Annotated in this window: 17 protein-coding genes; 11 read left to right on the forward strand and 6 right to left on the reverse strand. The window is 35.8% G+C overall.

What is annotated here, in order from left to right; translation table 11 throughout:
- Positions 1-243 precede the first annotated feature (243 nt).
- Entirely contained in the window at positions 244-1602 is a 1359-nt protein-coding gene (locus tag ACFHWD_RS14815) for a B12-binding domain-containing radical SAM protein (RefSeq protein WP_378062560.1), read from the forward strand.
- A 67-nt stretch (positions 1603-1669) separates the two neighbouring features.
- Here the strand turns inward: ACFHWD_RS14815 and ACFHWD_RS14820 are convergent, their stop codons facing one another.
- The 4 genes from ACFHWD_RS14820 to ACFHWD_RS14835 form a co-directional block, all read right to left on the reverse strand.
- A complete protein-coding gene (locus ACFHWD_RS14820; RefSeq protein ID WP_378062562.1) occupies positions 1670-3523 on the reverse strand; it encodes an ATP-binding protein in 1854 nt (617 codons plus the stop codon).
- Positions 3524-3625: 102 nt separating this feature from the next.
- Positions 3626-3760: a cyclic lactone autoinducer peptide gene (locus tag ACFHWD_RS14825; protein ID WP_378062564.1), complete on the reverse strand. Its 135-nt coding sequence runs from the start codon at positions 3758-3760 to the stop codon at positions 3626-3628.
- Positions 3750-4424, reverse strand: coding sequence for an accessory gene regulator B family protein (locus ACFHWD_RS14830; RefSeq protein WP_378062566.1), 675 nt, complete (start codon positions 4422-4424; stop codon positions 3750-3752). Before ACFHWD_RS14830 ends, ACFHWD_RS14825 begins: the two co-directional genes overlap by 11 nt.
- Entirely contained in the window at positions 4411-4875 is a 465-nt protein-coding gene (locus ACFHWD_RS14835; protein WP_378062568.1) for a hypothetical protein, read from the reverse strand. Before ACFHWD_RS14835 ends, ACFHWD_RS14830 begins: the two co-directional genes overlap by 14 nt.
- A gap of 1174 nt (positions 4876-6049) precedes the next feature.
- Between ACFHWD_RS14835 and ACFHWD_RS14840 the strand changes: the two genes are divergently transcribed.
- The 4 genes from ACFHWD_RS14840 (at position 6050) to ACFHWD_RS14855 (ending at position 10026) form a co-directional block, all read left to right on the forward strand.
- Positions 6050-7402 carry an MATE family efflux transporter gene (locus ACFHWD_RS14840; protein ID WP_378062570.1) on the forward strand — a complete coding sequence of 451 codons (1353 nt, stop codon included), beginning with the start codon at positions 6050-6052 and terminating at the stop codon, positions 7400-7402.
- A gap of 457 nt (positions 7403-7859) precedes the next feature.
- The gene (locus ACFHWD_RS14845) at positions 7860-8804 is read left to right on the forward strand and encodes a sensor histidine kinase KdpD (protein ID WP_150358892.1); all 945 of its coding nucleotides are present in this window, start codon (positions 7860-7862) and stop codon (positions 8802-8804) included.
- A 66-nt stretch (positions 8805-8870) separates the two neighbouring features.
- The gene (locus ACFHWD_RS14850; RefSeq protein WP_150358891.1) at positions 8871-9737 is read left to right on the forward strand and encodes an ATP-binding protein; all 867 of its coding nucleotides are present in this window, start codon (positions 8871-8873) and stop codon (positions 9735-9737) included.
- 10 nt (positions 9738-9747) lie between these two features.
- Positions 9748-10026: a hypothetical protein gene (locus ACFHWD_RS14855; RefSeq protein ID WP_229981127.1), complete on the forward strand. Its 279-nt coding sequence runs from the start codon at positions 9748-9750 to the stop codon at positions 10024-10026.
- A 111-nt stretch (positions 10027-10137) separates the two neighbouring features.
- On the opposite strand, the gene ACFHWD_RS14860 is transcribed toward ACFHWD_RS14855, so the two are convergent.
- A complete protein-coding gene (locus tag ACFHWD_RS14860; RefSeq protein WP_378062573.1) occupies positions 10138-10554 on the reverse strand; it encodes a hypothetical protein in 417 nt (138 codons plus the stop codon).
- 135 nt (positions 10555-10689) lie between these two features.
- On the reverse strand, positions 10690-11130 hold the full coding sequence (locus ACFHWD_RS14865) for a cell wall hydrolase (protein WP_150358889.1): 441 nt from the start codon (positions 11128-11130) through the stop codon (positions 10690-10692).
- A gap of 193 nt (positions 11131-11323) precedes the next feature.
- Between ACFHWD_RS14865 and ACFHWD_RS14870 the strand changes: the two genes are divergently transcribed.
- The 6 genes from ACFHWD_RS14870 (at position 11324) to ACFHWD_RS14895 (ending at position 23844) form a co-directional block, all read left to right on the forward strand.
- Complete coding sequence (locus ACFHWD_RS14870) at positions 11324-12391, forward strand: cell wall-binding repeat-containing protein (protein WP_378062575.1); 1068 nt, start codon at positions 11324-11326, stop codon at positions 12389-12391.
- Between the two features lie 221 nt (positions 12392-12612).
- The gene (locus ACFHWD_RS14875) at positions 12613-13665 is read left to right on the forward strand and encodes a Fic family protein (RefSeq protein ID WP_378062577.1); all 1053 of its coding nucleotides are present in this window, start codon (positions 12613-12615) and stop codon (positions 13663-13665) included.
- Between the two features lie 693 nt (positions 13666-14358).
- A complete protein-coding gene (locus ACFHWD_RS14880; protein ID WP_378062579.1) occupies positions 14359-18093 on the forward strand; it encodes a cell wall-binding repeat-containing protein in 3735 nt (1244 codons plus the stop codon).
- Between the two features lie 302 nt (positions 18094-18395).
- A complete protein-coding gene (locus ACFHWD_RS14885) occupies positions 18396-22439 on the forward strand; it encodes a hypothetical protein (RefSeq protein WP_378062581.1) in 4044 nt (1347 codons plus the stop codon).
- A gap of 399 nt (positions 22440-22838) precedes the next feature.
- Complete coding sequence (locus tag ACFHWD_RS14890) at positions 22839-23087, forward strand: hypothetical protein (protein ID WP_378062583.1); 249 nt, start codon at positions 22839-22841, stop codon at positions 23085-23087.
- A 160-nt stretch (positions 23088-23247) separates the two neighbouring features.
- Positions 23248-23844 carry an Ig-like domain-containing protein gene (locus tag ACFHWD_RS14895; RefSeq protein ID WP_378062585.1) on the forward strand — a complete coding sequence of 199 codons (597 nt, stop codon included), beginning with the start codon at positions 23248-23250 and terminating at the stop codon, positions 23842-23844.
- Positions 23845-23914: the final 70 nt, after the last annotated feature.

Genomic DNA, 23914 nt, shown 5'->3' on the forward strand with positions numbered 1-23914 from the left:
AATGCTGCAGCTGTAGATTATATACTATACCTCTGTTTACTGAATATTTAATGGAGAGTGAATAGTAAATCAGTATTTCTGGTTTTTACCGAAAATTCACCAAAATTCTACACTATTCACTCTGCAGTTTAAATTTTATATTTGTACTTTATTTTTACCGTTTGTTGAAAAAGAGTTGAAATATTTGGACAAAAATACTAATATACTTGTATGTGATAAAAATTGTATAATGAAGGTGTAAATATGAAAGTAATTTTTATTGTTCCGGCAGCAGATATAAGGAGAAATGCCATATATAGGTTTGGAGATAAAATTTATGGGCATTCTAATTCTATTTCAGGGCCGTTGATACTCGGCAGGATATTGAAAGATGCAGGGTATGATGTAGAAGTATATGAGGAGCTTTATAAAGACTTGAATTTCAATAAATTTGAAGATGCGGATTTAATAATGCTCTACACCATGACTTCTTCTTCCACAAGGGCTTATCACATTGCAGACTATTTTAGGAATGTCAGGCACAAGAGAGTGGTCATAGGGGGCATACATGCTTCCAGCATGCCTGAAGAGGCCCTTCAGCATGCAGATCAGGTAGTGGTTGGAGAAGGTGAAAGGGTAATTGTAGACGTGGCCGGCGGGAAAATCAAGGACAGGATAGTTTATTCAAAATGCATAGAGAATCTGGACGAGATACCTTTCCCGGATTACAGTCTTTTAAAAACTCCCTGCAGGGCCGCCAATGTCATGACCTCCAGGGGATGCCCTTTTAGCTGTTCTTTTTGTACCACTTCCAGAATGTTTCATCCTTATAGAAAGAGGACTCCTGATAATGTCATAGAAGAGCTGAGGATGTATAAAAACCAGGGATTTAAATATGTAAATTTTGAAGATGACAATTTTACTGCAGACAAAGATAGAGCGAAAGAAATACTTAGAAAGATGATTTCAAATAACCTGGTGTTTAGAGAGACCTTTTTCTTTGGACGGACAGATATGGCAAACGATGAAGAACTGCTTCAGCTCCTTCATGATGCCCACCTGAACAGGGTGCTTATAGGAATTGAATCCCTGAATCAAAAATCCCTGGACAACATAAACAAGAAACAGAAGATTTCCGATATTGAAAAATGTGGTACAGCCCTTGTCAAGCACAAGATAAGACTGATAGCCAGCCTTGTACTGGGGCTTGATGATGACAGTAAAGAGGACATGGAAAGAGGAGAGAAATTCTGTGAGAGGATAAATGCCTATCAGTTCCAGCCGGCAATTTTGACCCCATTTCCCAACACGCCTGTTTATGAGCAGTATAAGAAGGAAGGCCGCCTGCTGGATAATGACTGGCAGTACTATGACATGATGGTTGTAAACTTCAAACCTAAAAAGATGTCTCCTTATGATCTGCAGAGTGAATTTTTTAGAGTGGCAAAATTGTTCTATACTTTTAAATCCTCTTTCAACATACTCAAGATCTTTGGATTTGTAGCCTGGATTAGGAGAATTGGACTGTGGATTGCGGTAAAATTTGGAGAAGCTCTTTTCAAGAAAAAATCCAATACAAAAGATGGGAACATATATAACAGAATAAAAGAGGCGTCTATTTAGATCTTTTTATTTCCGGAAAAGTTTTTACGTAAGTAAAGGGCTTAGAGTAAATTGCTTTAAGCCCTTTTCATTTTCCAAGAGAATATATATCGGAAAACTCTATATTTATCTTTTCTACATTGGTTTTAAACAATTCATTGTTTTTCACGTCATTTTCCTTCACCAGTTCTGCAGGAAGTTCTATAAAAAATTTACTCCCCTTTCCTTCTTCACTTTTAACGCTTATTTTACCATTGTGGAGATCTACCAGGCTCTTTACCAGATACAGTCCTATTCCGCTTCCCTCGCAGTCCCTTGAAAGGGAACGATTTGCCTGGCCGAAGCGTTCAAATATAAGATCCAGCTTGTTTTTCGGAATTCCCTTGCCGTCATCTTCTACGGTGATCAGCACTGTCTTTTCCCTGTCTTCAACATTTACGTATATGTGTCCCCTGGAATCTGTATATTTAAAGGCATTTGACAGCAGGTTGAGCATTATACGCTCCAATTTAGTTGGATCAAAGGCCATGATCTTCTCTTCTACATTCGTGTCAAATATCAGTTCTATATCCTTGCTGTTTATATAGGAAGCCACGGATTGGGTGATGTCTTCCACCACACTTACTATATTCTGATTTTGCCTGTTTATTTTAATAGCTCCCGAATCAAGCCTGGTTATGTCTAAAAGATTGTTTACAATTCTTATTAGTCTCAGGCAGTTCTGTTTCATGGTTTTTAGGTAGAATTTGCATTTTTCAATACTTTCGTTGCTGCATCTGTTCACATATATGTCCATGGTCTGGATGGCAACGAATATTACATTTATGGGAGTCTTGAGCTCGTGGGACATATTTACGAAGAATTCTGTTATAAGTGAATTGAATTCCCTGGTTTCATTGAGCAGTTTCAAGTTCTCTTCCGCAGTGTTTTTAAGGGTTTCCATCTGCTTTTCAGGTGTCAGATCCAGCAGCAGTGTCATTACTGCAGGTTTGCCGTCGTAGACGAAGAATGAAGATGTATTTCTGACGGATATGGCATTCCCCTGACAATCCAGTATGTTTTCCTCCATGGTGACTTTTGACAGCTTTTTTTCTGTTATGTCGTTGTATTTTTCTTTGGAAGTCATTATATATTCCTTTGGGTAATGCTTATATAATAGTTTATCATCCAGATCCAGTGCCCTGGAATAGCCCAGGAGTTTTGCAGCACTTTCATTGGCGTATATTATCTTTCCACCTTCATGGACTATGACTGAGTTTATGGAGTTCTCAAAGAGCATTTCAAAACACACCTTGTTTTTCAGCAGGGAGGATTCCATATCTTCTCTTTTTATACTCTGTTCTTTTAATTTGTGGCTCAGCAGGTTTAACCTGTTGTCCTTGCTTTTATTGTTTTCAGCTTCCATATCTACATAATACCCCAGCACCCAGGATATGAATATGAATATTCCCACCAGTATCAGATCTCTCTGGAAATATATATTTATGCCGTTGGAAGTGGGGGCGTACAGCAGATCCGCCGTAAGTACGAAAGTTGAGCAGAAAAGCGAAGTTATAATCCCGTATCTGGAGCCGTATTGTATTACGGAGGACAGTATCAGGAGCAGAAACAGATATTTGTATTCACTTTCGTAGGAGGTGGATATATATATGGGTATGGCGATAATAAGTGTAAAAAAAAGGGTCTCCATGAGCCAGGATTTTTTGAATATATTTGAAGAACGTTCTAATTTAGTATTGATTATTAACCAGACTAAAAATATTAAGCCTATAATCGATATGAGAAATGCTGTTGTAACTAAGTTAAAATCACCATTTTCTTTTATATTTAAATCTGCCCAGTAATTTGGTAAATTTATATAAACTATGATGGCAACGAATACTACTATGGCTATTTTTATAATAGACAGCATGACGGATATGCTGTTTGCAATGCGTTTCATAGATAATTTCCTCCCAGATATAGATGAAAAATTCAGATTAAAAAGTAAAAATTACTAATTTTTTAAATCAGTAATTTTTACCCTAAAGCCATTTAAATTTTTTTACTTTCGTAAACATTCAGGTTCCTCCGGTTGATAGAGGCCCCAGTTGCAAGCTGAAGCTGAAATTGTAAATGCCATGAGTGTGCACACCAGTGCAGATAAAGTGATGAATAACTTTGCTATTTTACCCTTCAATTGAATTCCCTCCTTTTTTTCCTATGTTTTTTAACATTAAATCTACCTTTTTTAAAGTTACTGCTCCCCTGTCTGTCAGGGTGATGGACTGCCACAGGCAGCCAAGGCTTATGCAATCTATGATTTTTAAATAATACAGCTTGTTGTTTATATTATAAAGTAAACAAAGTGTAATTATCATTATAGAAAATATTGTCAAGGTGATGATGGAGTCTTTTTTAAACATCTTTTTCATCTTTTTACTGACAATGGGCTTTTGAGGACTGTCCACCGGAGCTTTTAAAAATACTATTACAAAAGCAATTGCCATGCAGAGCATACCCATTACTGCAGTAGCTGAGAAAGAAAAACTGTAAAAAAATCTGTCCACCAGTAGTCCCGCAGCAGCAGCGGAAATTGTTCCGCCTATAATACAAAGGTTAGGAGAAGAGGCATGAAAACCACCTGAATATTTTCTCAATATGCTCATTGACACGGAAAATATCAGGACTTCATACAATACCCCTAAAATTACACCTATTGCTATTACCCAGAATATAGAAAATATGGTCTGAAGCAGGTTGATTGCCCCGTACACTATTATTTCTTCTTTTTCCTTATCTGCTTTCAGAACAATTCTAGCTTTTTTTCCCAGGGAGGCTGCCAGCCTTTCAGTCAGATACATTTTTAATCCTTCTTTTTATTAATAAATAGCGTATTAGAATAACTGCTAAAAATAATATTGCCAGTGATGGAACACCCATCAGGGATTTCTTTATAGGTTCCATGGAATTTATATTTGTGTTGATGCCAAACAGTTTGAGTATCAACATGTTTAAAAATTCGCTTATTGAAAGAAGTAGAAGCATAAACAATGTTCCATATATGGAAGTAATCAGAGATATTCCTGCAGTTACCATAATTGCTATAATTAAAATAGCCATAATTAGAGTGTGAACTCCAAAATATATGGGCAGATCTCTTACGAAAAAAGTAATCATGCTCAATATAAGACTTAAGAATATATATTTTTTTATATTAAGAGGTTTTCCTGCTATAATGTATATTCCCCAGACCACTAAAAGCATTTCTGGAATAAGCCTTAAAAAGATTTCCATCCAATTGATTTCAAGCATATTCAGGTCTCTCCTTTTGTTGTTATTTACAAGCTATTCGACAAATATATACATTTTATGAATTTATTTCACATTGTCTAATTTATGTTATTCTCCATAAAATATGAAAATCCTTCTTTAAATAAAAAAATATCCTATAAAAATATTTTATAGGATATTATATTTCATTTTACTGTATTTTAAGGTTTTTTTTTACAATATTTTGGATGATGATTATAGAGAGAAAAAGTATGATCAATGAGGGGAGGGTAAGTATGGATTTTTTAACGGGGTCTATGTTGGTAAATATAAAAGATATATTAAAAAGGCTGAGTATAAGTTTGTTTAGAGTTTCGCCTATCATAAGTATCAGCAGCATTGCCAGGGTGCTGTAAATGGAAGTAACCAGCGGGATGCCCTGAATTATCATGATACTTATTATTGAAATCGTTATAATTATGGTGTGGACACCGAAGTATATGGGGAGCTCTCTTACTAAAAAGGAATATAAACCCAGAATACAGCTTAGAATTATATAATTTCGCACGTTAAAAGATTTTCTGGCCAGTACGTATATTCCCCATATAATCAGCAGCATCTCGGGAATACACCTTAGAAAAATTTCTATCCATTGAAGTTTCAGCATTGCAAATGTCCTTTCCTGTAACTACATTATTTATATATTATAGTAAAAATTGTACATATTTGTACAATTTGTTTACGTTAAGAAATTCTACATAAAATAAAAAAATCCTCCTTCTTGAAAAAGTTTTTTTTCGACTCCCGGGAGTAGTGAACAAATTGTGAACTGATCATTTGGAATTATGTAATTCTGGACTTTGGACAAACTATTGATGTATAATCTTATTTATCCGAACGCTACCATTGCTAATACTTCCAGCTTCCTAAGCTGGAAGATAAGCACTGCTACGCGCCTGGATAAGGTGATTCTTAGGTTCGCAGTAATTTGCTTATGAGAAAAATTTTTTCAAGAACCTTAGAAGAGCCAATCCAGTGGCGTAACAGTTTTTAACCTATCATGTTGTAAACTGGGAGGTTTAGAACTGGCAGCCATCGGATAAGTTCTTCTAAGATTCAGGTGGAGAAAAGTATTCCTTATAAGCAAACTCCACCTGAACCTAAGAAGAACTTGATTATTATTTTTATTACTAATTTATTATGGGAGAAAGATCAAGTGAATTTTATAAGAAAAGACGTATTTAAATTGGCAGTGCCTATTTTAACCGAGCAGTTGTTTGTCATGTCCCTGGGTGTGGTGAATACCATGATGGCAGGGCATATCAACAAGGAGGCAGTTTCTGCTATTGGTATGGTGGATTCCATTAACAATATATTTATTGCCTTTTTTTCAGCCCTGGCAGTAGGCGGGACTGTGGTAGTGGCACAATATGCCGGCAGAAAAAATATAAAAAGGGCAAATGAAGCAGTCAAGCAGGCACTTTACTCTGCTGTGTTGATATCTCTTGCAATTACCACTGCCATGTGGATATTCAGAAAACAACTTGTAACTCTGCTGTATGGTTCTGCAGATGTACAGGTTATAGATTATGCTTATACCTATCTCGAAATAACACTTTTAACGTATCCTCTTGTTGCACTGAACCTTTCCGCCAATGGCGTGCTGAGGGGAGCAGGCGATACCAAAACACCCATGAAAATTACTATGTTCATGAATGTGATAAACGTAATACTGGGATACTGCCTGATTTACGGCGTGCATATAAAAAACTTCAAAATTTCAAGTCTGGGAGTGGAGGGGGCTGCGATTGCCATTGCTGCGGCCAGAACTCTGGGTGCAGTTATGGTATTCATTGTCCTATTGAGAGGTACAGCCATCGTAAAACTTGTTAAAGTAGCTCAATTTAATTTTAACAGGAAATTACTGAAACCCATATTTGGAGTGGGGATTCCCGCCAGTGTAGAATCCTTTTTGTTCAATGGAGGAAAACTTATAACTCAGATATTTATTGTAGACATGGGAACCATATCCATAGCGGCCAATACAATTACCAATTCCATAACAAATATGCTCAACATACCTGGAATGGCTCTGAGCATTGCGGCTACTGCTCTGGTAGGACAGTATATGGGAAGAAAAGACAGCAGCGGAGCGGAAGACTGTCTATCCTATTTGAATAAGGTTTCCACCATATGCCTTGTAGTTTTAGCACTTGTTTCCGTACCTGCTGCAGGCTTTTTATCCTCTCTCTACACCACAGATTCCTCTATAGTACATCTGTGTGTGAATTTATTGAGAGTAAATGCACTGTTTATTCCGCTTTGGTCCATCGCCTTCGTTCTGCCTGCGGGGCTGAAGGGAGCAGGTGATGCCAGGTATACCCTGGTGACTTCCATCATAGGAATGTGGATTTTCAGGATAACTATGGGATATATATTGGGAATACCCCTAAAAATGGGTGTTATAGGAATTTGGCTTGGAATGTATATAGATTGGCTTGTGAGGGGAATATTGTACTATATGAGATTTAAAAAAGGAAAGTGGAAGAGCCTTGTGCTCATAAAATAATCAGGACGGCTTCCGGGTACAAGCTGTCCCCGGGGGCCGTGAACAGGCCGCGGGCTGAATGTTAATGTGTAGTAAATAAATTGTGAATAAAAATTTAAAGTTTAATTATAATTTATGCGGATTTTAGCGTTTTAGACGGTGAAAAATATAGTATTATTTTTTTATTAATGTAATTTTTATACATAAAAAATAAAAATTGCAAAAATATTCTTATTATAGGTTTATTTTTAGAAAAAGAGGTGATATAATTAGCTTGTTGGATTATTTACATCTTAATTGCAATTTAAAACATTTTCATAAGTATTTAAGTTTAAGTCTCCACGGTGCATAATTAAGTTAAAATATATTTTTTTATAAACAGTTCATATAATACAATAATTATCAATATAATTTATGTGTAGGGCAGTTTGTGTAATAAGAATATAATTATTAATGATATGGAAATGGGTGTGAGAATATGAAAAGTTTTAGTGAACAGGATAAAGGCAGGTATAGTAAAGTACAAAAATCTTCTGTACTAGACGTTTTTTGTGATGCCACTCTGGAAAAACAAGTTCAACAGCTTAAAAATGACGTAGAAAGAAATACTGAACTTTTAAACGAAAGCCAGGAGCTTAATAAAAAGATTACAGAATTCATATCTAATATTTCTCATGAATTAAAAACACCTCTCAACGTTATTTTTTCTGCGATACAAGTATTGGCACTGTGTAAGGATTATACAGACAAAAATTACATAAACAAGCAAAGCAAGTATCTGGAAATTATGAAACAAAACTGTTACAGACTTATGAGGCTCATAAATAACCTGTTGGATATAAGCAAGCTGGATTCAGGATTTATAAAATTAAATCTTCACAATAGAAATATTGTAAGCGTAGTTGAGGATATCACTTCTTCATTGGCTCCATATGTGGAAGACAAGGGAATCAATTTGACCTTTGACACCAATGTGGAGGAAAAGATAATGGCCGTGGATCCGGATAAAATGGAGAGAATAATTTTAAATTTGCTCTCAAATGCAGTGAAATTTACTCCCGAGAATGGTGAGATATACGTAGATGTTCTGGATAAAGGGGATAATGTATATATTAAAGTAAAGGATACAGGTGTTGGAATACCGGAAGACAAACTTCAGGTCATATTTGAAAGATTTGGGCAGGTGGGCAGAGATTATGTAGACAACAGCAAGGGCAGCGGAATAGGCCTTTACCTGGTAAAATCATTTGTAGAGCTCCACGGCGGTGAAATCAGTGTAAAGAGCACCTTGAACGTTGGAAGCGAATTTACCATAAGGCTTCCCGCCAAAGTTATAGAGGAAGAGTACTGTGAAGAGAGCGATTATGGGAACAGAAAAGAACAGATTGGCATGGAATTCCCGGATATATACTATAAAACTTGATTTTGCAGGAATCTTGATTCCATCTTTATAAGTGATATAATATTCTGGTAAAGGTGGGGTGATGGCATGAGCAAAATTGGAGGGAACGGATGCGAAATACTGGTTCCCTTTAATGAGAGAAAACCGTTGAAAGAAATAGAGCATAGTATCACTAAAAGGTATAGAACCCATATATGGTCGAGATTTGTAAGGGCTATAAGCGAATATCATTTGGTAGAAGAAGGGGATAAAGTTGCAGTGGCAGTATCCGGAGGCAAGGACAGTCTGCTCATGGCAAAATTGTTCCAGGAACTGAAAAAACACTGGAGAGTGGATTTTCAGCTGGAATTTATTTCTATGGATCCGGGATATCATAAGAGCATTCGGGAACTTTTGGAAAGTAATTGTGAATATTTAAAAATTCCACTGCATATTTTTGAATCTGATATTTTTTCTGTAATAGATAAAATTGCCAGAGATTACCCCTGTTATATGTGTGCCAAGATGAGAAGGGGAGCACTTTATACCAAAGCCCGGGAACTTGGCTGCAATAAACTTGCCCTGGGACACCATTTCAATGACGTAATAGAGACAACTCTTCTTAATCTTTTATATTCTGGAAGCTTTAAAACCATGCTTCCAAAATTGAAGTCCAAAAACTTTGAAGGTCTGGAACTCATAAGACCTCTTTATTACGTGGAAGAAGTCTATATTCAGCGTTTTATACAAAACAGCGGTATATGGCCTCTTAATTGTGCCTGCATGGTTGCAGCAGAGAGAATAGGCAATAAGCGCTATGAGATCAAGGACTTGATAGCGGAGTTAAAGAAGAGATTTAAAGATATAGATAAATCCATTTTTCACGCGGCGGAAAATGTAAATTTAGACGGCATTCTCGCCTGGGAGAAAGATGGAGAGAAACATTCTTTTTTGGAAGATTATGATAGACAGTGAGTTGAATCAAATGATAAAGATATGGGGAAAGCTCATAAAACACAATAAAATAATCAAAGACAAAGTGGTCACAGCTGGCGGCGGGGAAAATTATCAGCAGGATCTCAAGAAATGTATAATTGTGCTCTGCAGTGAATTTGACATTGAAAAACCCTACTGGCTTCCCACCAACCTGGAGGAGTACAACAGGAGAGGCAAAACTATTTTTACACAGGATAATTTTATAGACAGATTCTCTTTTGACAAATTTGTCATAGAAGAACTTAAAACAAAAAATAAAAAACAGTGAAAAGCTGACAGCTGGGAGTATACAGCTCTTGTTGATTTTTAGCGACTGCAGAAAATCTTCATTTACTATACACCCTGCGCTTTTAACTTTTCACTTTAAATTGTGAATTGTCTAAGACTGTCCATTATCGAATATAACCACGAACTTTATGGAATATATATCTGCCAGTTCTCTGGCATTCGTACCCTCTTCCCTCAGTATTATATAGCTTATTCCTACATTTTCCAGTATTCCTGTCCTGTCCTGCATAGTGCCGGTGCCCAGCAAAAAGGTAACCCTCACTCTTTTCCCTATCTGAGTTCTTAAGTAACCTTGAACATAATTTATATCCTGTTGTATTGGAGAACCTGGGGCCATCTCGAAGCTGGTGGGTGTCGGGGTGATATGGGGTGCCTGAGAAGGCGTCTGCTGGTTTTGTCTTGCGTCAGAACTTTCGTCTGTTTCCTCAGGTGTTTCTTCAAGTGTTTCCTCCGGGGGAGGAGCTCCTGGCATTTCCATTTCAGGCATTATCTCCGGTGACATTGGCATAGTCCTGAAATAATCAGGGTAATTTGATATCATTAAAATACCTCCATATTATATTGATTAATCTGGCTAGATTTCAATTGTCAATTAAAAATCAAATCGTGCATTGTCAATTGTACATTGTGAATTGTGCATTGCCTAAGTTTGTGCGTACAGCTCCGTGGGGTTGTAAAAGCAGTGGTTTAATATCCTTATCTGAAAAGTTCCTACACCGTTATAGGGAAATATACCGGGACATGGGGCATAGGGATTAAAATACCATAGAGAATAACCTATGTTAAATAACCTGTTTCCTGCAAGTGCCCAGTCTGCTATGTCATAGTGTATTTGATCAGGAGGAATGGACCAGACATTTTGATTATTGGGTACGCCGTTTATTTCAGTACGCATGCAGTCGAATTGACCAGCCTGAAAAAGTACACGCCTGAGATCACCCTGGCCTATTCTATGATATTCCCCGTAGGGAACCCGTACCCTGTTCATGATAGTGGTAGCTACAGCCCTCATTCCGTTATCCCCTTCTCCGCCTGCTTCACACTTTATGATTCTGGCAAGGAGTTCTCTATCTGAGAAAGCCATAGACTTTCACCTCCATATTTTACTTACAGTATTATTTTATTTGGAAAAGTTTAAAAGGTTACAATTATTTACTTAAACTCTTATTTCCATCAATTACATGGATAAGAAATTCTTATATTGACTGTAAAAAAATTTTGTGTTGTTATATAATAAATTGTATATATTGATGATAATTGAAAGAGAGGTAAACTATATGGCGAATAAGAAAAGGTTTTTGAGCCCCCTGTTGACTGCGCTGGTGCTGTCACTGACACTTGGAGTTGGAAGTGTAGGTGTACAAGCAGATGACAGCAGTGATAATATAAACAGAATAGGGGGAAGCGACAGGATAGGTACTGCTGACCAGGTGGCGCTGGATCTCTTTGGAACTTCCCAGAATGTAGTTCTTGTAAATGGATACGGATATGCGGATGCAGTGAGTGCCACTCCACTGGCAAAACAGCTCAATGCCCCCATACTTTTGACAAGCGGGGAGGATGCTCTGGAATCCCAGGTATCTTCAACCATGGACAGTCTTCATGTGTCCAATGTATACATAGTAGGCGGCAGCGGAGTTGTATCCCAGTCCATAGAAGACAGTTTGAAGGCTAAATATGGGACGGAACACGTTCAGCGTATAGAGGGAACCACTGACACCACAAGAATGGGTACAAATGCAGCAGTTGCCCAGAAAGTGCTTGATAAGACCGGAAAGAAATCTGCAATCCTTGTAAATGGACAAGATGGATATGCGGATTCACTTTCAGTAGCTTCCGTTGCAGCACAGGAGGGATATCCCGTTTTATTTGCAAATAGCACGGAAGTACCTGATGTGGTTAAGGATATAGTGACTTCCAACAGCTTGAGTAATATAAAAGCTGTAGGAGGAAGCGGAGTCCTGCCTGAAGCTGTAGTGAATTCAGTAAATGGGACTAAAATCACCAAGGATTCCGATATGTTGAACAGATTTGCCACCAATCTGGCAGTCCTCAATTATTTTAAAAGCAGCCTTAAATTTGACAATGTGTATGTAGCAGCTGGGGGAGCGACAAGCAATCAGTTTGCAGATGCCCTGGTGGCCTCTGCAGCAGCAGCAAAGACCGATTCACCTCTGGTGCTCAGCGGAGTTGGTGCAAATCAGACTCAAATAGATAATGCCAGAGATTATGTATTGTCCAATACCGATCCGGACACTTCAAAGATAACCATAATTGGAGGAACGGCTTCCGTTTCACAGGCAATAGAAGACAGTTTTACTTTTTCTATAATAGGTATTGAATAAAAAAAACCCGCTTTTGCGGGTTTTTTATAGTCGTTATTCAAACTTCATCTTTAGTTGTGAATTGTAAAAACTCTTCTGATTTTATATAATAAATATGCTCATAAATATATTCATTTAATAATAAATATATTCATTTTAGATATAAATGACTATGTTTATGATAAATGGGTATATTAAAAATATATTCAAAATATATATAAAATGGAAAGGAAATAGGTTTTATGAACTCGTTTTTAAATGGAAGACTGCTCAATATGAATGTTCCAATGCGCATAGTACGTCTCATAGGGAAAATCAATGAATACAAGGGAAAACAGGACTTGTACAATCAACAGTCACCACAGATTTTGGAAAGTCTTAAAAAAGTAGCAGTTATAGAAAGCACCAGGGCATCTAATGAAATTGAAGGCATTAAAATAGAATATAAGCGTCTTAAGGATATCATAAATAAAGAAAAACCTATAAATTTAGAAAATAGATCAGAAGGAGAGATAATGGGGTACAAGGAAGTCTTGAATTTAATACATACATCAGCAGTTCATATCCCACTAAAACCTAATGTAATTCTTCAGTTACATGGAGAGTTATATAAATTTGTTTCAACAGAAGGGGGGCACTGGAAAAGCAGTGATAACTTTATTCAGGAAACATTGCCGGATGGTAGGAAGTTTGTAAGATTCAAACCGGTAAGTGCCTTGGGTACACCTGATGCTGTGGAGCAATTATGCGATTTAACTAATGAATGTATAAAAAATAATGAAGTAGATCCATTGATTTTGACATGTGCCTTTATTTTGGACTTTTTGTGCATTCATCCCTTTGATGATGGCAATGGAAGGATGTCAAGACTTCTTACTTTGCTGTTGTTATATAAATTCGGATATGAAGTGGGAAGATTTATAAGTCTGGAAAAAATAATAGAGAAAAATAAAGAAGAATATTATAAAACTCTCTATCTGTCCTCACAGAAATGGCACAGCTGCGAACATGTCCTTTTGCCCTGGATAGAATACTTGCTTGGGGTCATTATTTCTGCCTACAGGGAATTTGAAGCCAGAGTTGGAGATATAAAAAATACGAGAGGAAGTAAAGGCTATAGAGTGGAAAATTCAATAAATCATTTTATAGGTTCATTTACTAAAAACGATATAAGGAAGGCATGTCCTAATGTAGGGGAATCAACTATAAACAGGGTTCTGTCCAAATTAAGAGAAGAAAATAAGATAACTGTTACAGGTAAGGGAAGAAATGCGAAATGGAAAGTAATCAGTTAAAAAATGTACATTAAATATATTCATTTTATAATAAACATAGTCATTTGCGATATAAATGACTATGTTTATGACGAATGAATATGATAGGTGAGCATAAAATTAAACCAAAAAAAGCGGATTTTTAAATTTATTAACAATATAAAAAAAGGATTTTTATAGGTTATGTAGAATAATATATCAAATATATAAGTATAATTAACTAGCTTTATAAAAAGCATCCATATTTTAAGGAATATATTTCTTGTAAAACCTTAACTTACTAGGGATTGGACTATGGAAAAATTAGAAATGTTGTTGTATAATTGAAACATGGGTTGGTCATTGCCAGATGAGAAATTATTTATCATAGGAGGTATACTGTAGAAATTATGGATTTATTATGATATAATCAAAATAAATTATGAGGAATACCATGTAAATAATAAATTTTTGTGAAAATTTATGTTAAATTGTACAATGTTACTAGTATGTACAATCCATATGTGGTATAATAAAGTCTGTTTTAAGGATGTTGACCAAGCAGTATTGGCATGGGAAAGATGAAATTTCACAGAGTACATAAAGTTAAAAATTGATTTGTACATGCTTATGTTACTTGGATTGGCATTTTAATAAAGTATATATTTTAAATATATATATATATATAAAAGAATTTTAATTAAAATTCACTTAAATCGAGGAGGGTATTACAATATGAGTAAGAAAAGTACAAAGGCACTTGCAAGTGCTGCTCTTATGTCCTTGGTTTTAACTACAGCTTTATCAGCTGGTCCAGTTAAAGCAGCTCAAGGAAAAGTAACTAGAGTAAGCGGTGCCGACAGATATGCAACAGCTTCCCAGGTTGCAACAGCAAACTGGGAAAGTGGAAGTGACAGCGTGGTATTGGTTTCAGGTGAAGGTTATGCAGATGCAGTTAGTGCTTCAGCATTGGCTAAGAAACTGGGTGCACCAATACTTTTGACTGAACCAGGTTCACTTAACGCAGATGCTCAGAAAGCACTTGATACGCTGAAACCAAAGAATGTATATGTTATTGGCGGAAATGCTTCAATTTCTCAGAGTATAAGAGATGGACTTAAAGACAAATATACTTTGACAGAATTGGGCGGAGCCAATAGATATGAAACAAATGCAGCAGTAGCTGATGAACTGGTTAAATTGGGAGTTGACGCCAGCAATGCATTGGTTGTTGGAGGAGAAGGATTCTCGGATGCCCTTTCAGTAGCACCAGTAGCAGCTGCAAAGGGACAAATACTGTTATTGGCAACCAATGACCAGGCTAAAACTCAGCCAGTAATAGATTTTGTAAAGAAAAACAATTCAAAGGTTACAGTTGTTGGAACTAAGAATATAATAAATGACACTATCTACAATGCCCTTGGAGCATCTTCAAGAGTAGATGGCGGCGCAGATAGATTTGCTACAAACATAAAAGTATTGAATAATTTCCAGGGTGACTTGAAGAGTGACAAGGTGTACATTGCAAATGCAAGCAAAGCTACACCAGATAACCTTTATGCAGATGCACTGGTAGCTTCCGCAGTAGCTGGAAAATATTCAGCACCACTGGTATTAGTGGACAAAGATCCTTCAGGATCAACAACTAATCCAAATGCAACAGACAATGCAATAGCTTACTTGAAAGACAACACTACTTCCAGCACTGATTTCCAGGTAATTGGAGGAACAGGAGTTGTTTCCGAGAATACTGTAGAAGCAATTGATGATATTTATAATAATCCAAGTCCAGAGGGAGAAGTTAAATCCATAGAAACTAATGGATTAAATGAGATAAAGGTTGTATTCAATCAGGAAGTTGATTCAGATACAGCTGAGGATATAACAAATTACAAAGTTGATGGAACAACTTTAAATGACAAGGGAACTGCAGATAATGATGAAACACCTGATGAAAATAGTGCAAAAGCAGTACTTCAGGATGACAATAAAACAGTTGTTATAAAATTGGCAAAGGCTCAAAAACAATCAGATGATATAGATGTAACAGTTAAGAAGGGAATACTTACTGCAGATAAATCAAGCACTGTTCCAGAATATACAGATACTGTAACATTTAGTGATACAACTATACCTACAGTTGATTCAGTAGAAGTAAAAGGAAATAAAAAATTAACTGTTAAGTTCTCAGAGCCAATAAATGTTGGTAAAAAGGCAGATGCCAGTGGAATACAGAGTAAATTTAAAATAGATGGAAAAACTCTTTCATCCTATGGATTGAATTATGATTATAGTGAAGCATCGGATTATATCAAAGATGTTGACGGAAATTATTGGACAGATGAAGTGGACTATTATTTTGACACAGCACTTGATTCCGGAAGCAAGACTTTAAAAATTTCAGAAGGAGACAAGGATTTACTTGCAGATGCAGCAGGATTCCCGGTTGCAGAAACCACAGAGACTTTTGATGTTGATACATTGACTTCAACACCAGAAATCAAGAGTATAACTGCAAGTGATGATGGAAAGGTTAAAATAAACTTTGACAGGCCAATGGATCCTAAGACAGCAGAAAACAAGGATAAATATGAGGTAAATGATAAAAGTGCTACTGTAACTAAAGCTGAACTCAAAGAAGGAGACACTCAAGTTAAACTCAGTGTTGATGGTCTCAACAAGGGCTCAAATAAATTATATATCGATGATAGTGTAAAAGACGCTTATGGAAATAACATTGAAGAGGATACTTATGAATCCTTTGAACTTGAAGAAGATACAACAAAACCTTCTGTAACTTCTGTATATGCTCTTGACGATGATACAATCAGAGTTAGATTCAGCAAAGATGTGGATTCGGATTATGCTACAAATACATCAAACTATAAATTGAGAGATAATGATGGTACAGATATAACTGATGAAATAGATAAAATCATTCCTGCAGGAGACTCCGGTGCAAGTACAGCAGATGTATTTGATATAAATTTGAAGTCAGGATACAAATTAACTGATTCAAAATACACTATAAGAATAGAAAACATTCAGGACAAGGCTTCTACACCAAATGTAATAGACACATATGAAGATACATTTGATGGTTCTGATGAAGTGAATGCAAAAGTAGAAGGAGTTTATGCGGTTTCAGGAAGTGACGGAAAGAAAATTGCAGTTGTATTCAACAAGGAAATGGATGCATCCACATTAACTGACACTGACAATTATGAATATGTGAATAAAAAGGGAGATACAAAGACTCTTCCAAGCAGTGCCGATATAACTAGCAATGATGACAAGAGTGCAACTATTGATTTGGATGACACCTCTTTGACTACTGATGAGAATTCAGGAAAAGCTGATGAGAATATCATAACAGCTATATATGCAACTGGAGTTAAAGATGCCAATGGAAACAGCTTGCAGACCGGAAGGGATGGAGCTGATATAACTACACCAACAGGTATTACAAAAGCCAAAGCTAATTCTCTTAAAGTTTACTATGAAGATAATGATGACGACTTGAAGGTCGATGTAATTTTTGATACGCCAATTGATTCGGATACTTTGGAAGCTTCAGACTTTACATTCGGTGGAGTTACAGCAGATTCGGCAAAACCTGATGGCAAGATAGTAACTCTTACATTTAAGAGCAATGATGATGACAAAAATGCGGATACAAATATAAACAAGATAAAGGCATTGGGCAATGGTGCAGTATTGACTATAAAAGCAGACAGTGCTACTAAGGATGTAAGCGGACAGTCAGTTACTACAGCTGATGCTTCAGGTGACAAACCTTATTTCTATGAAGCGGCACCTAGATTAGTTACTGTTGACAGAGATAGTAAGGATGATCCAGCAACAAACTGGAGTGCAGGACTCCAAAGTGATGGCAGCGCAATTGTATCTGTTAAGTTTGATACACCAATTGATGGCAACAGCGTAAATGCATCAGACTTCAAATTCAACATAGGCGGAACAACTATAAATGCTGATTCTGCAAAGGTAGATGAAAATGATGCACGTACAGTTAATTTTAAATTCAATAAAGACAACAAGAATATAGGAGAATTTAAGGATGCTGAGACAATAAAGGTTACTCCACAATCAACTGTTAAAATCTCCGCGGAAAAGGATGCAAATGATGAGTATGCATACTATGTTCCAACAGATGACGATTATAAGGGTATTATTGTTACTATAGATAATAATGGAGAAAATCCAAACCCTGGGACTGAAGTACCTGCAGCAACAGTAACTGCAGATTATGATGGTGATCTGTTTGCTACAAAAATATCAGTTAAGCTTGATGGAGTAAATGATGCAACAAACGCAGCAAAATATGTTGTAAAATATGATGGACAGACAGCTTCTTTTAAAGAAAATCAAAGTGCATATGTTATAGTTGTTGATGGAAATGTAGATCAAGCTACTGCACAGAGTAAAGTTACAGTTGAGAAAGCAGAATAATTAAATTTACTTGATATATTAATTTTAGACTTCAACATTGGAAATTTTTCAATGTTGAAGTCTAACTAAAAATAAAGGGGATTATTTAAGGTACGAAAAAATTCATACATAGATTAGTTGTTGTATTTATGTCTTTTGAAGGCTTTTACTAAAGTGAATGGAGTAGTACTGAAGGATAATTCTGGGAGAACTTATAATTTTGATTATGAGCAACTAGTAAAACCCCGATGACTGAAAATGATTTTTATATAAAAATATGCAATAATTATTGATTCGAATATTTTAAGGAGGTTTTATAAATTATGAATAACTCTAAAAAGTTATTGGCAGTCCTTTCGACAGCAGCAATATCAACTATTATTGCTTCTGCAGTGGCAACTCCTGCATCTGCAAAAATGGCTTCTGTCCTTTTAAAGGATGCATCAGGAAAAATATATGAATATAACTATAAGGACTTACAAGATTCTTTTGCGGGCGGAACAGCATTATATGATGACTTTAAGGCTGTTAAAGATGCTGGTGCACAGGTTATTTCTTACTATGATGATGTGCAAAATGGATTTGTATCACGTAGTACAATACTGGATGCTTGGGGAGATGCCGGAGATGACTTCAATCCTCAGACAGCTACTGAAACGTTGACTACGACACCTGTTGAAGGTACTATATATGAAAGAGTTGAAAACCCAGATGGAACAGTAAGCGAGCAGCCAAAACAACAAGGTGTTGAAGTAAGTTCAGTAAGTGCTATTAATTCTACAAGCATACAATTAACAGTACCATCAACAGTACAAGAATCTGACTTATTGGGGAAGCAAATAACACTTACAGCTGACAATGAAAACTTGACAGCAACATATTCAGATTCAAGTCTTACAGAAGATGGTAAGGCTAATTTTGTATTAGATGATGGAAATGAATTAACAGATGCTGCTGAATATACAGTAAGTTCAGATTGGGCAAGCTTTACAACGAATAAGTTTGTAGCTAAAGTTGGAACACCATATATTAAGACAATAAATGTTTCCACAACTGGAATTCCAGCTGCAGGTACAGGTGACGTGCACTTTACAGCAAAGAATCAATATGGAGAAGATTTAGGTTTAACTGCTGAAAATACTACTGACCTTAATGTTAAAGGTACATTAAATGGAGTACCATTAACGACGGATGAAATTGATGATGCTGATAAAGCAAGTGGAACCATAAAAATTAACAAACCTTTAACAGAGGGAGATAAAGTATCTTTAACATTTACAAATACAATAAATGGAGATGCTGGGGTTGAAATAGGAACAGCTCAATATACTGTGGTTAAAGCAGAAGATCCAGTTCCAACGACAATTTCAGATATAACTGCAACAAAGAATAATGCAGTAGCTAAAGAGGTATTGCCGGATGATATAATAACTTTATCAACTGTGGTTAAAAATCAGTTTAATAATCCTATAGATATTCCTAGTGTACGTTGGATAGTTGAAGATGGAATTGATTTAATAACTCCGGATGATGGTAACCCAATTGATGAAAGCGGTATAGCAGATGCAAATGGCTCTTTTAAATTTACAGCTAAAAAGGCAGGAAATTTAAAAATTTCTGCATATTTACCAAACGGGCAAAAATCAACTTATGAAGTTCAGATAGGAGCTAAGACATTAACTGACTTAACTGTAAATTCTGAAAATACATCAGGGGATAATCAGGATACAATAATTGTCGGAAGTGTTAAACCAAATGATGGAGCAAATTTAACACCAGATCAAATTAAATTTGATGTTAAAGCAACTAAAACTTCAGTAGATGTTACTCCAGCTGACGTTCAGGTTACTGCTAAATTAAGAGGTGGAGACGATGCTGATACTAAGGATGATATAGTAATAGCTGTTAAATCAACAAAACCAGGAAAATACACAATAACTCCATATGTAGGAGAATCATTAGAAAAAGCTACTGCAAAAGCGGCTGGTTTTGATGTAACAACTACAATAGATCAAAATGTAGCTAGTATAGATGACATAACATTTGACCCTGCTGAATTAAAGACAGGCACAGATGTTGTAAAAGATGTAACGTTCAGAAATAAATATGGTGAAGCTGTTTTAGTAGATCCGTTAGATGCAGTAGTTGTAACTCCAGAAGGTTCATTGACTGGAAAAGTTACAATAGATGGAACTAAGAATATATTGACATTATCAAATGCATCAGCAGGTTCATATCAAGTAACAATAGCAGAGGGTTCGGCACTTAAATCGTATACTTTGAAATTTACAGCACCAACATTTACAAAAATTGATGCAGGTGCCGATATAACAGGAGTAGTTGCAGGAGATCCAGCTACTAAAGCTAAGGATCAGGCAGTCAAATTTTTAGATCAGGACGGAAAGGATATGCCTGTTAAGGCATCAGATTTACATGTATCTGTAACTGAACCAACTGGGCAACCAATTGATAATGCAAGTGATTTAGTTAAATTGGCAGCTGATTATGGATTCAATGATGCTGGTGAAGATCAATTTGATGAAGCAACGGGAGATGAAATAGTAAAAGGTTTTAGAGTTCAGCCAGTTCAATCATTGACACAAGGTGTTTATACAGTTAAGATTGCAAATGCTGATGGTAATATAGCTGATACATTTACCGTAACAGTTGGAGCTGCTAGAGTAGCTAAAACTGTAGATGTGACTCCAGGTGCAACAAATGTTGCATTAAATGGACAAACTAAAGTTAAAATAGTTCCAAAAGACCAATATGGTGAGTTCATAGCAAATGGTACTGGAGTAACTTTAGAAGTTGATGCTGGAGATCATTTTACAAAGAATGATGTAACACCAATAAACAAAGATGGTGGGACTGTTGATGATACTCATCCAGTAGCAGCTTATGAAATAACATTAACAGGAACTACAAAAGGATCAAATGATATTGTTGTTAATGTTAAGAACGGTGACAAAGTTCTTGCCACCAATAAAGTAAGCATGACAGTTGATTCAGTAGCAAATTTAATTGATAGTGTAGCTGTAGATACTACTGATATAAAATCAGTATATTCAACTGAAGCTGAAGATCCAGCTGATATTACATTAAAAGCCATAGCTAAAGATGCTAACGGAGTAGTAGTTCCAGTAAGCAATAATGATTTATCATGGACTATAAAATCAGTAACGGGTAAAGTTGGAGAAGCTGATGCTACAGTTTCAAATGTTGGAACATTAGGATTAAATAATGGAGTATATACACCAGTTCAAAACTTTAAAGGAACTGTTACGATTGAAGTTAGAACTGCAAATATGAAAGTTGGAGAAGTAACTTTAAATCTTGACCCAGCAGCAGCAACAGCTAAAACAGGAACAACTAAAGTTGTGAATACTGTAGATAAACCATTAGATGCTGATACTACTAGAGATGGTATCCAAATAGCATTGGATAATGATGCTAAAGACGGAGAAGCTGATGGAGCAATAGTACTAAAATTAAGTGCTGCTGATCAATATGGCAATCCAATTGATACAGTAGATATAACTGACAGCAACGTAATTTTATCAGTTGATGACAGTTCAGTAGTAAAAGCAGAAAAATCTCCTGAAGCAGAAACAATCACATTAACAGCTAAATCAGCTGGAACAGCTAATGTTTATGTACAATATAATGGAGATACAATTACAATACCTGTATCAGTAAATCAGGAAGCAGCTGAGGCTGCTGAAGCTGCTAAGCCAATAGGTGTAGTTTTAACAACAGAAGAAACATTTAAAGGAGCAGCAGCAGTACCTGGAGTAAGTCAAGTATCTACTATTAAGGTAACAGCAGGAGCATCTGCAGCAGGAAATTTAACAGTTGCAGGAGTTACAGTACCGGTTACAGCAGATGATGATACTCCAGCTGAAGTTGCATCAAAGATAGAAACTGCATTTGCCGATAATTCAGGTTGGACAGTAACAGCAAATGATGATACTTTGACATTTACTGCAAAGACACAAACTGCAAATACTACAATAGCAGTAGATGCCGCTGGAACGGGTGTAACTTTTGATGGACCAAATGATACTACAAATGGAGTAGCACCAGTAGATGAAGTTAAAGAAGTGGATACAACTACTGTAACTTCAGGAGCTCAAAAATCAGCAGATATTACGGTTAATGTTTCAGACGAAACCATAGATAAAGATGTAACATTATCAGTTTCAGCTGGAGATACTGCAGAGCAGGTAGCTGAAAAGATCAAAACAGCTTTAGCTGCTGATGAAACAATTACCAATTCTTATGATGTTTCAGGATCTGGCGCTAATGTAGTGTTGACTCAAAAGGGTTCAGGCAGTGATGTTGACTTACAGGTAATCTTAAAATAGATTAACAATAAAGCAGGTGTAGGATAACTCAAGCAGTTATCCTGCTCTTGTTTATATAAATATAAGTAAGTTCATATCAAAAAAATCAATTTAATATCTTGAATAATATTCACATATCAAAGGACTATTTGATAAAATAATAATTCATCAAAGGTCCTTTTTTAACTACAATTATAATGTAAAGTTTATGTTAAGTCATTATGGAGTTAGTGGTAATGGAGGTAACATAAGGATACTTGTCATTCTGAAGAATTTGTGTGACAATGATAAAATCAAGTAAGATTATTGTGCGGGGTGTAAGTATAATAAATAGACAGACAAAAATAATAGCTATTAGCGGGATATTACTGCTGCCAGAAATACAGCCTTAATAAAAGAATACAAAAGTCTGATAACATTATGAAGGATAAGGGTATAAAGCAGAATAATCCAGATAACTTCATAGTTCAGGGCATGATGAAAAATGATAATGATCTGGAATACGCATATATAAGTCGTAATGGTGATGAAACTGTAATGTTGAATTTGAAGTTCAAAAAAGGGATACAGAATAAAGACAAATATGTAAAATTAAGTAGATATATGAAGAAAGTCAGGGCAGAATATAAAGGTAAAAACGTGAATGCAACTATGATTGTTGATAATTGAAAGCCTGAATAGTTTTCATGGATCTGGGGGTAAAATATAGCTTATTCCTGCTGTTTTAATTTTTTGAACAATATTTTAACATTATGTGTGATAATCTTTTATTAGTTCACCATTAGTAATATAATCTAATAGATGTGGTATATTAGGAGAGTGAATTAATATGAAGAAGAACATTAAATGGATTATTTTATGTATTTTTGTAATAATTGTAGCTGTAGGGCTGGTGTATAAATATAAAGATTATACCTATAACAAGAAGATATCGGAGGAGAAGAAACAGGAACTTAAAACACAGCAAAATGTAGTTGACAGGTCACCTTCTCTTAAAGTGGGAGATTCTCAGACATTGAATCTGCCATCTGCAGATGTTTCCAACAAGAAATTTAAATGGAGCTCTAGCGATCCATATGTTGCAGCTGTGGACGGAAATGGTACTGTAAAGGCAGTAAAAAATGGTAGTACTGTGATAACAGCTGTTGCAGCAAATGATAAAAAAGAGTCTTATACGGTGAAAATTAAAGGCGATTCTGCTAAATCGGGTTTTAATGTGGCTACGGAATACAGTCCTGATTTATTTGCAACTAGGATTATTATCACTTTAAATGAAGTGAAATCAGCTGATTTGAATAAATATGTTGTTAAATATGCTGGAACTCAGGTTAAGCTGTATCCAGAAAAAAATTCCTTTAGAATAGTTGTAGATGAAAATGTAAATGCATCTACTGCAAGATCAAAAGTTTCAGTCAGTAAGAAATAATATGTTGTATATTGTTGATATAATATAACCTGTTGTGCTAGTTAAATTCACTAACATAATTTACAAATAG

It is taken from the genome of Clostridium sp. MT-14 (genome assembly GCF_042436595.1).
Taxonomy (GTDB): domain Bacteria; phylum Bacillota; class Clostridia; order Clostridiales; family Clostridiaceae; genus Clostridium_B; species Clostridium_B aromativorans.

Excerpts from the sequence above, each read along its gene's own strand:
- ACFHWD_RS14815 (WP_378062560.1), top strand. The coding sequence starts at position 244 with ATGAAAGTAATTTTTATTGTTCCGGCAGCAGATATAAGGAGAAATGCC.
- ACFHWD_RS14835 (WP_378062568.1), bottom strand. The coding sequence starts at position 4,875 with ATGCTTGAAATCAATTGGATGGAAATCTTTTTAAGGCTTATTCCAGAA.
- ACFHWD_RS14885 (WP_378062581.1), top strand. The coding sequence starts at position 18,396 with ATGAATAACTCTAAAAAGTTATTGGCAGTCCTTTCGACAGCAGCAATA.
- ACFHWD_RS14855 (WP_229981127.1), top strand. The coding sequence starts at position 9,748 with ATGATAAAGATATGGGGAAAGCTCATAAAACACAATAAAATAATCAAA.
- ACFHWD_RS14845 (WP_150358892.1), top strand. The coding sequence starts at position 7,860 with ATGAAAAGTTTTAGTGAACAGGATAAAGGCAGGTATAGTAAAGTACAA.
- ACFHWD_RS14820 (WP_378062562.1), bottom strand. The coding sequence starts at position 3,523 with ATGAAACGCATTGCAAACAGCATATCCGTCATGCTGTCTATTATAAAA.
- ACFHWD_RS14865 (WP_150358889.1), bottom strand. The coding sequence starts at position 11,130 with ATGGCTTTCTCAGATAGAGAACTCCTTGCCAGAATCATAAAGTGTGAA.
- ACFHWD_RS14875 (WP_378062577.1), top strand. The coding sequence starts at position 12,613 with ATGAACTCGTTTTTAAATGGAAGACTGCTCAATATGAATGTTCCAATG.
- ACFHWD_RS14890 (WP_378062583.1), top strand. The coding sequence starts at position 22,839 with ATGAAGGATAAGGGTATAAAGCAGAATAATCCAGATAACTTCATAGTT.
- ACFHWD_RS14830 (WP_378062566.1), bottom strand. The coding sequence starts at position 4,424 with ATGTATCTGACTGAAAGGCTGGCAGCCTCCCTGGGAAAAAAAGCTAGA.
- ACFHWD_RS14870 (WP_378062575.1), top strand. The coding sequence starts at position 11,324 with ATGGCGAATAAGAAAAGGTTTTTGAGCCCCCTGTTGACTGCGCTGGTG.
- ACFHWD_RS14850 (WP_150358891.1), top strand. The coding sequence starts at position 8,871 with ATGAGCAAAATTGGAGGGAACGGATGCGAAATACTGGTTCCCTTTAAT.
- ACFHWD_RS14880 (WP_378062579.1), top strand. The coding sequence starts at position 14,359 with ATGAGTAAGAAAAGTACAAAGGCACTTGCAAGTGCTGCTCTTATGTCC.
- ACFHWD_RS14860 (WP_378062573.1), bottom strand. The coding sequence starts at position 10,554 with ATGCCAATGTCACCGGAGATAATGCCTGAAATGGAAATGCCAGGAGCT.
- ACFHWD_RS14895 (WP_378062585.1), top strand. The coding sequence starts at position 23,248 with ATGAAGAAGAACATTAAATGGATTATTTTATGTATTTTTGTAATAATT.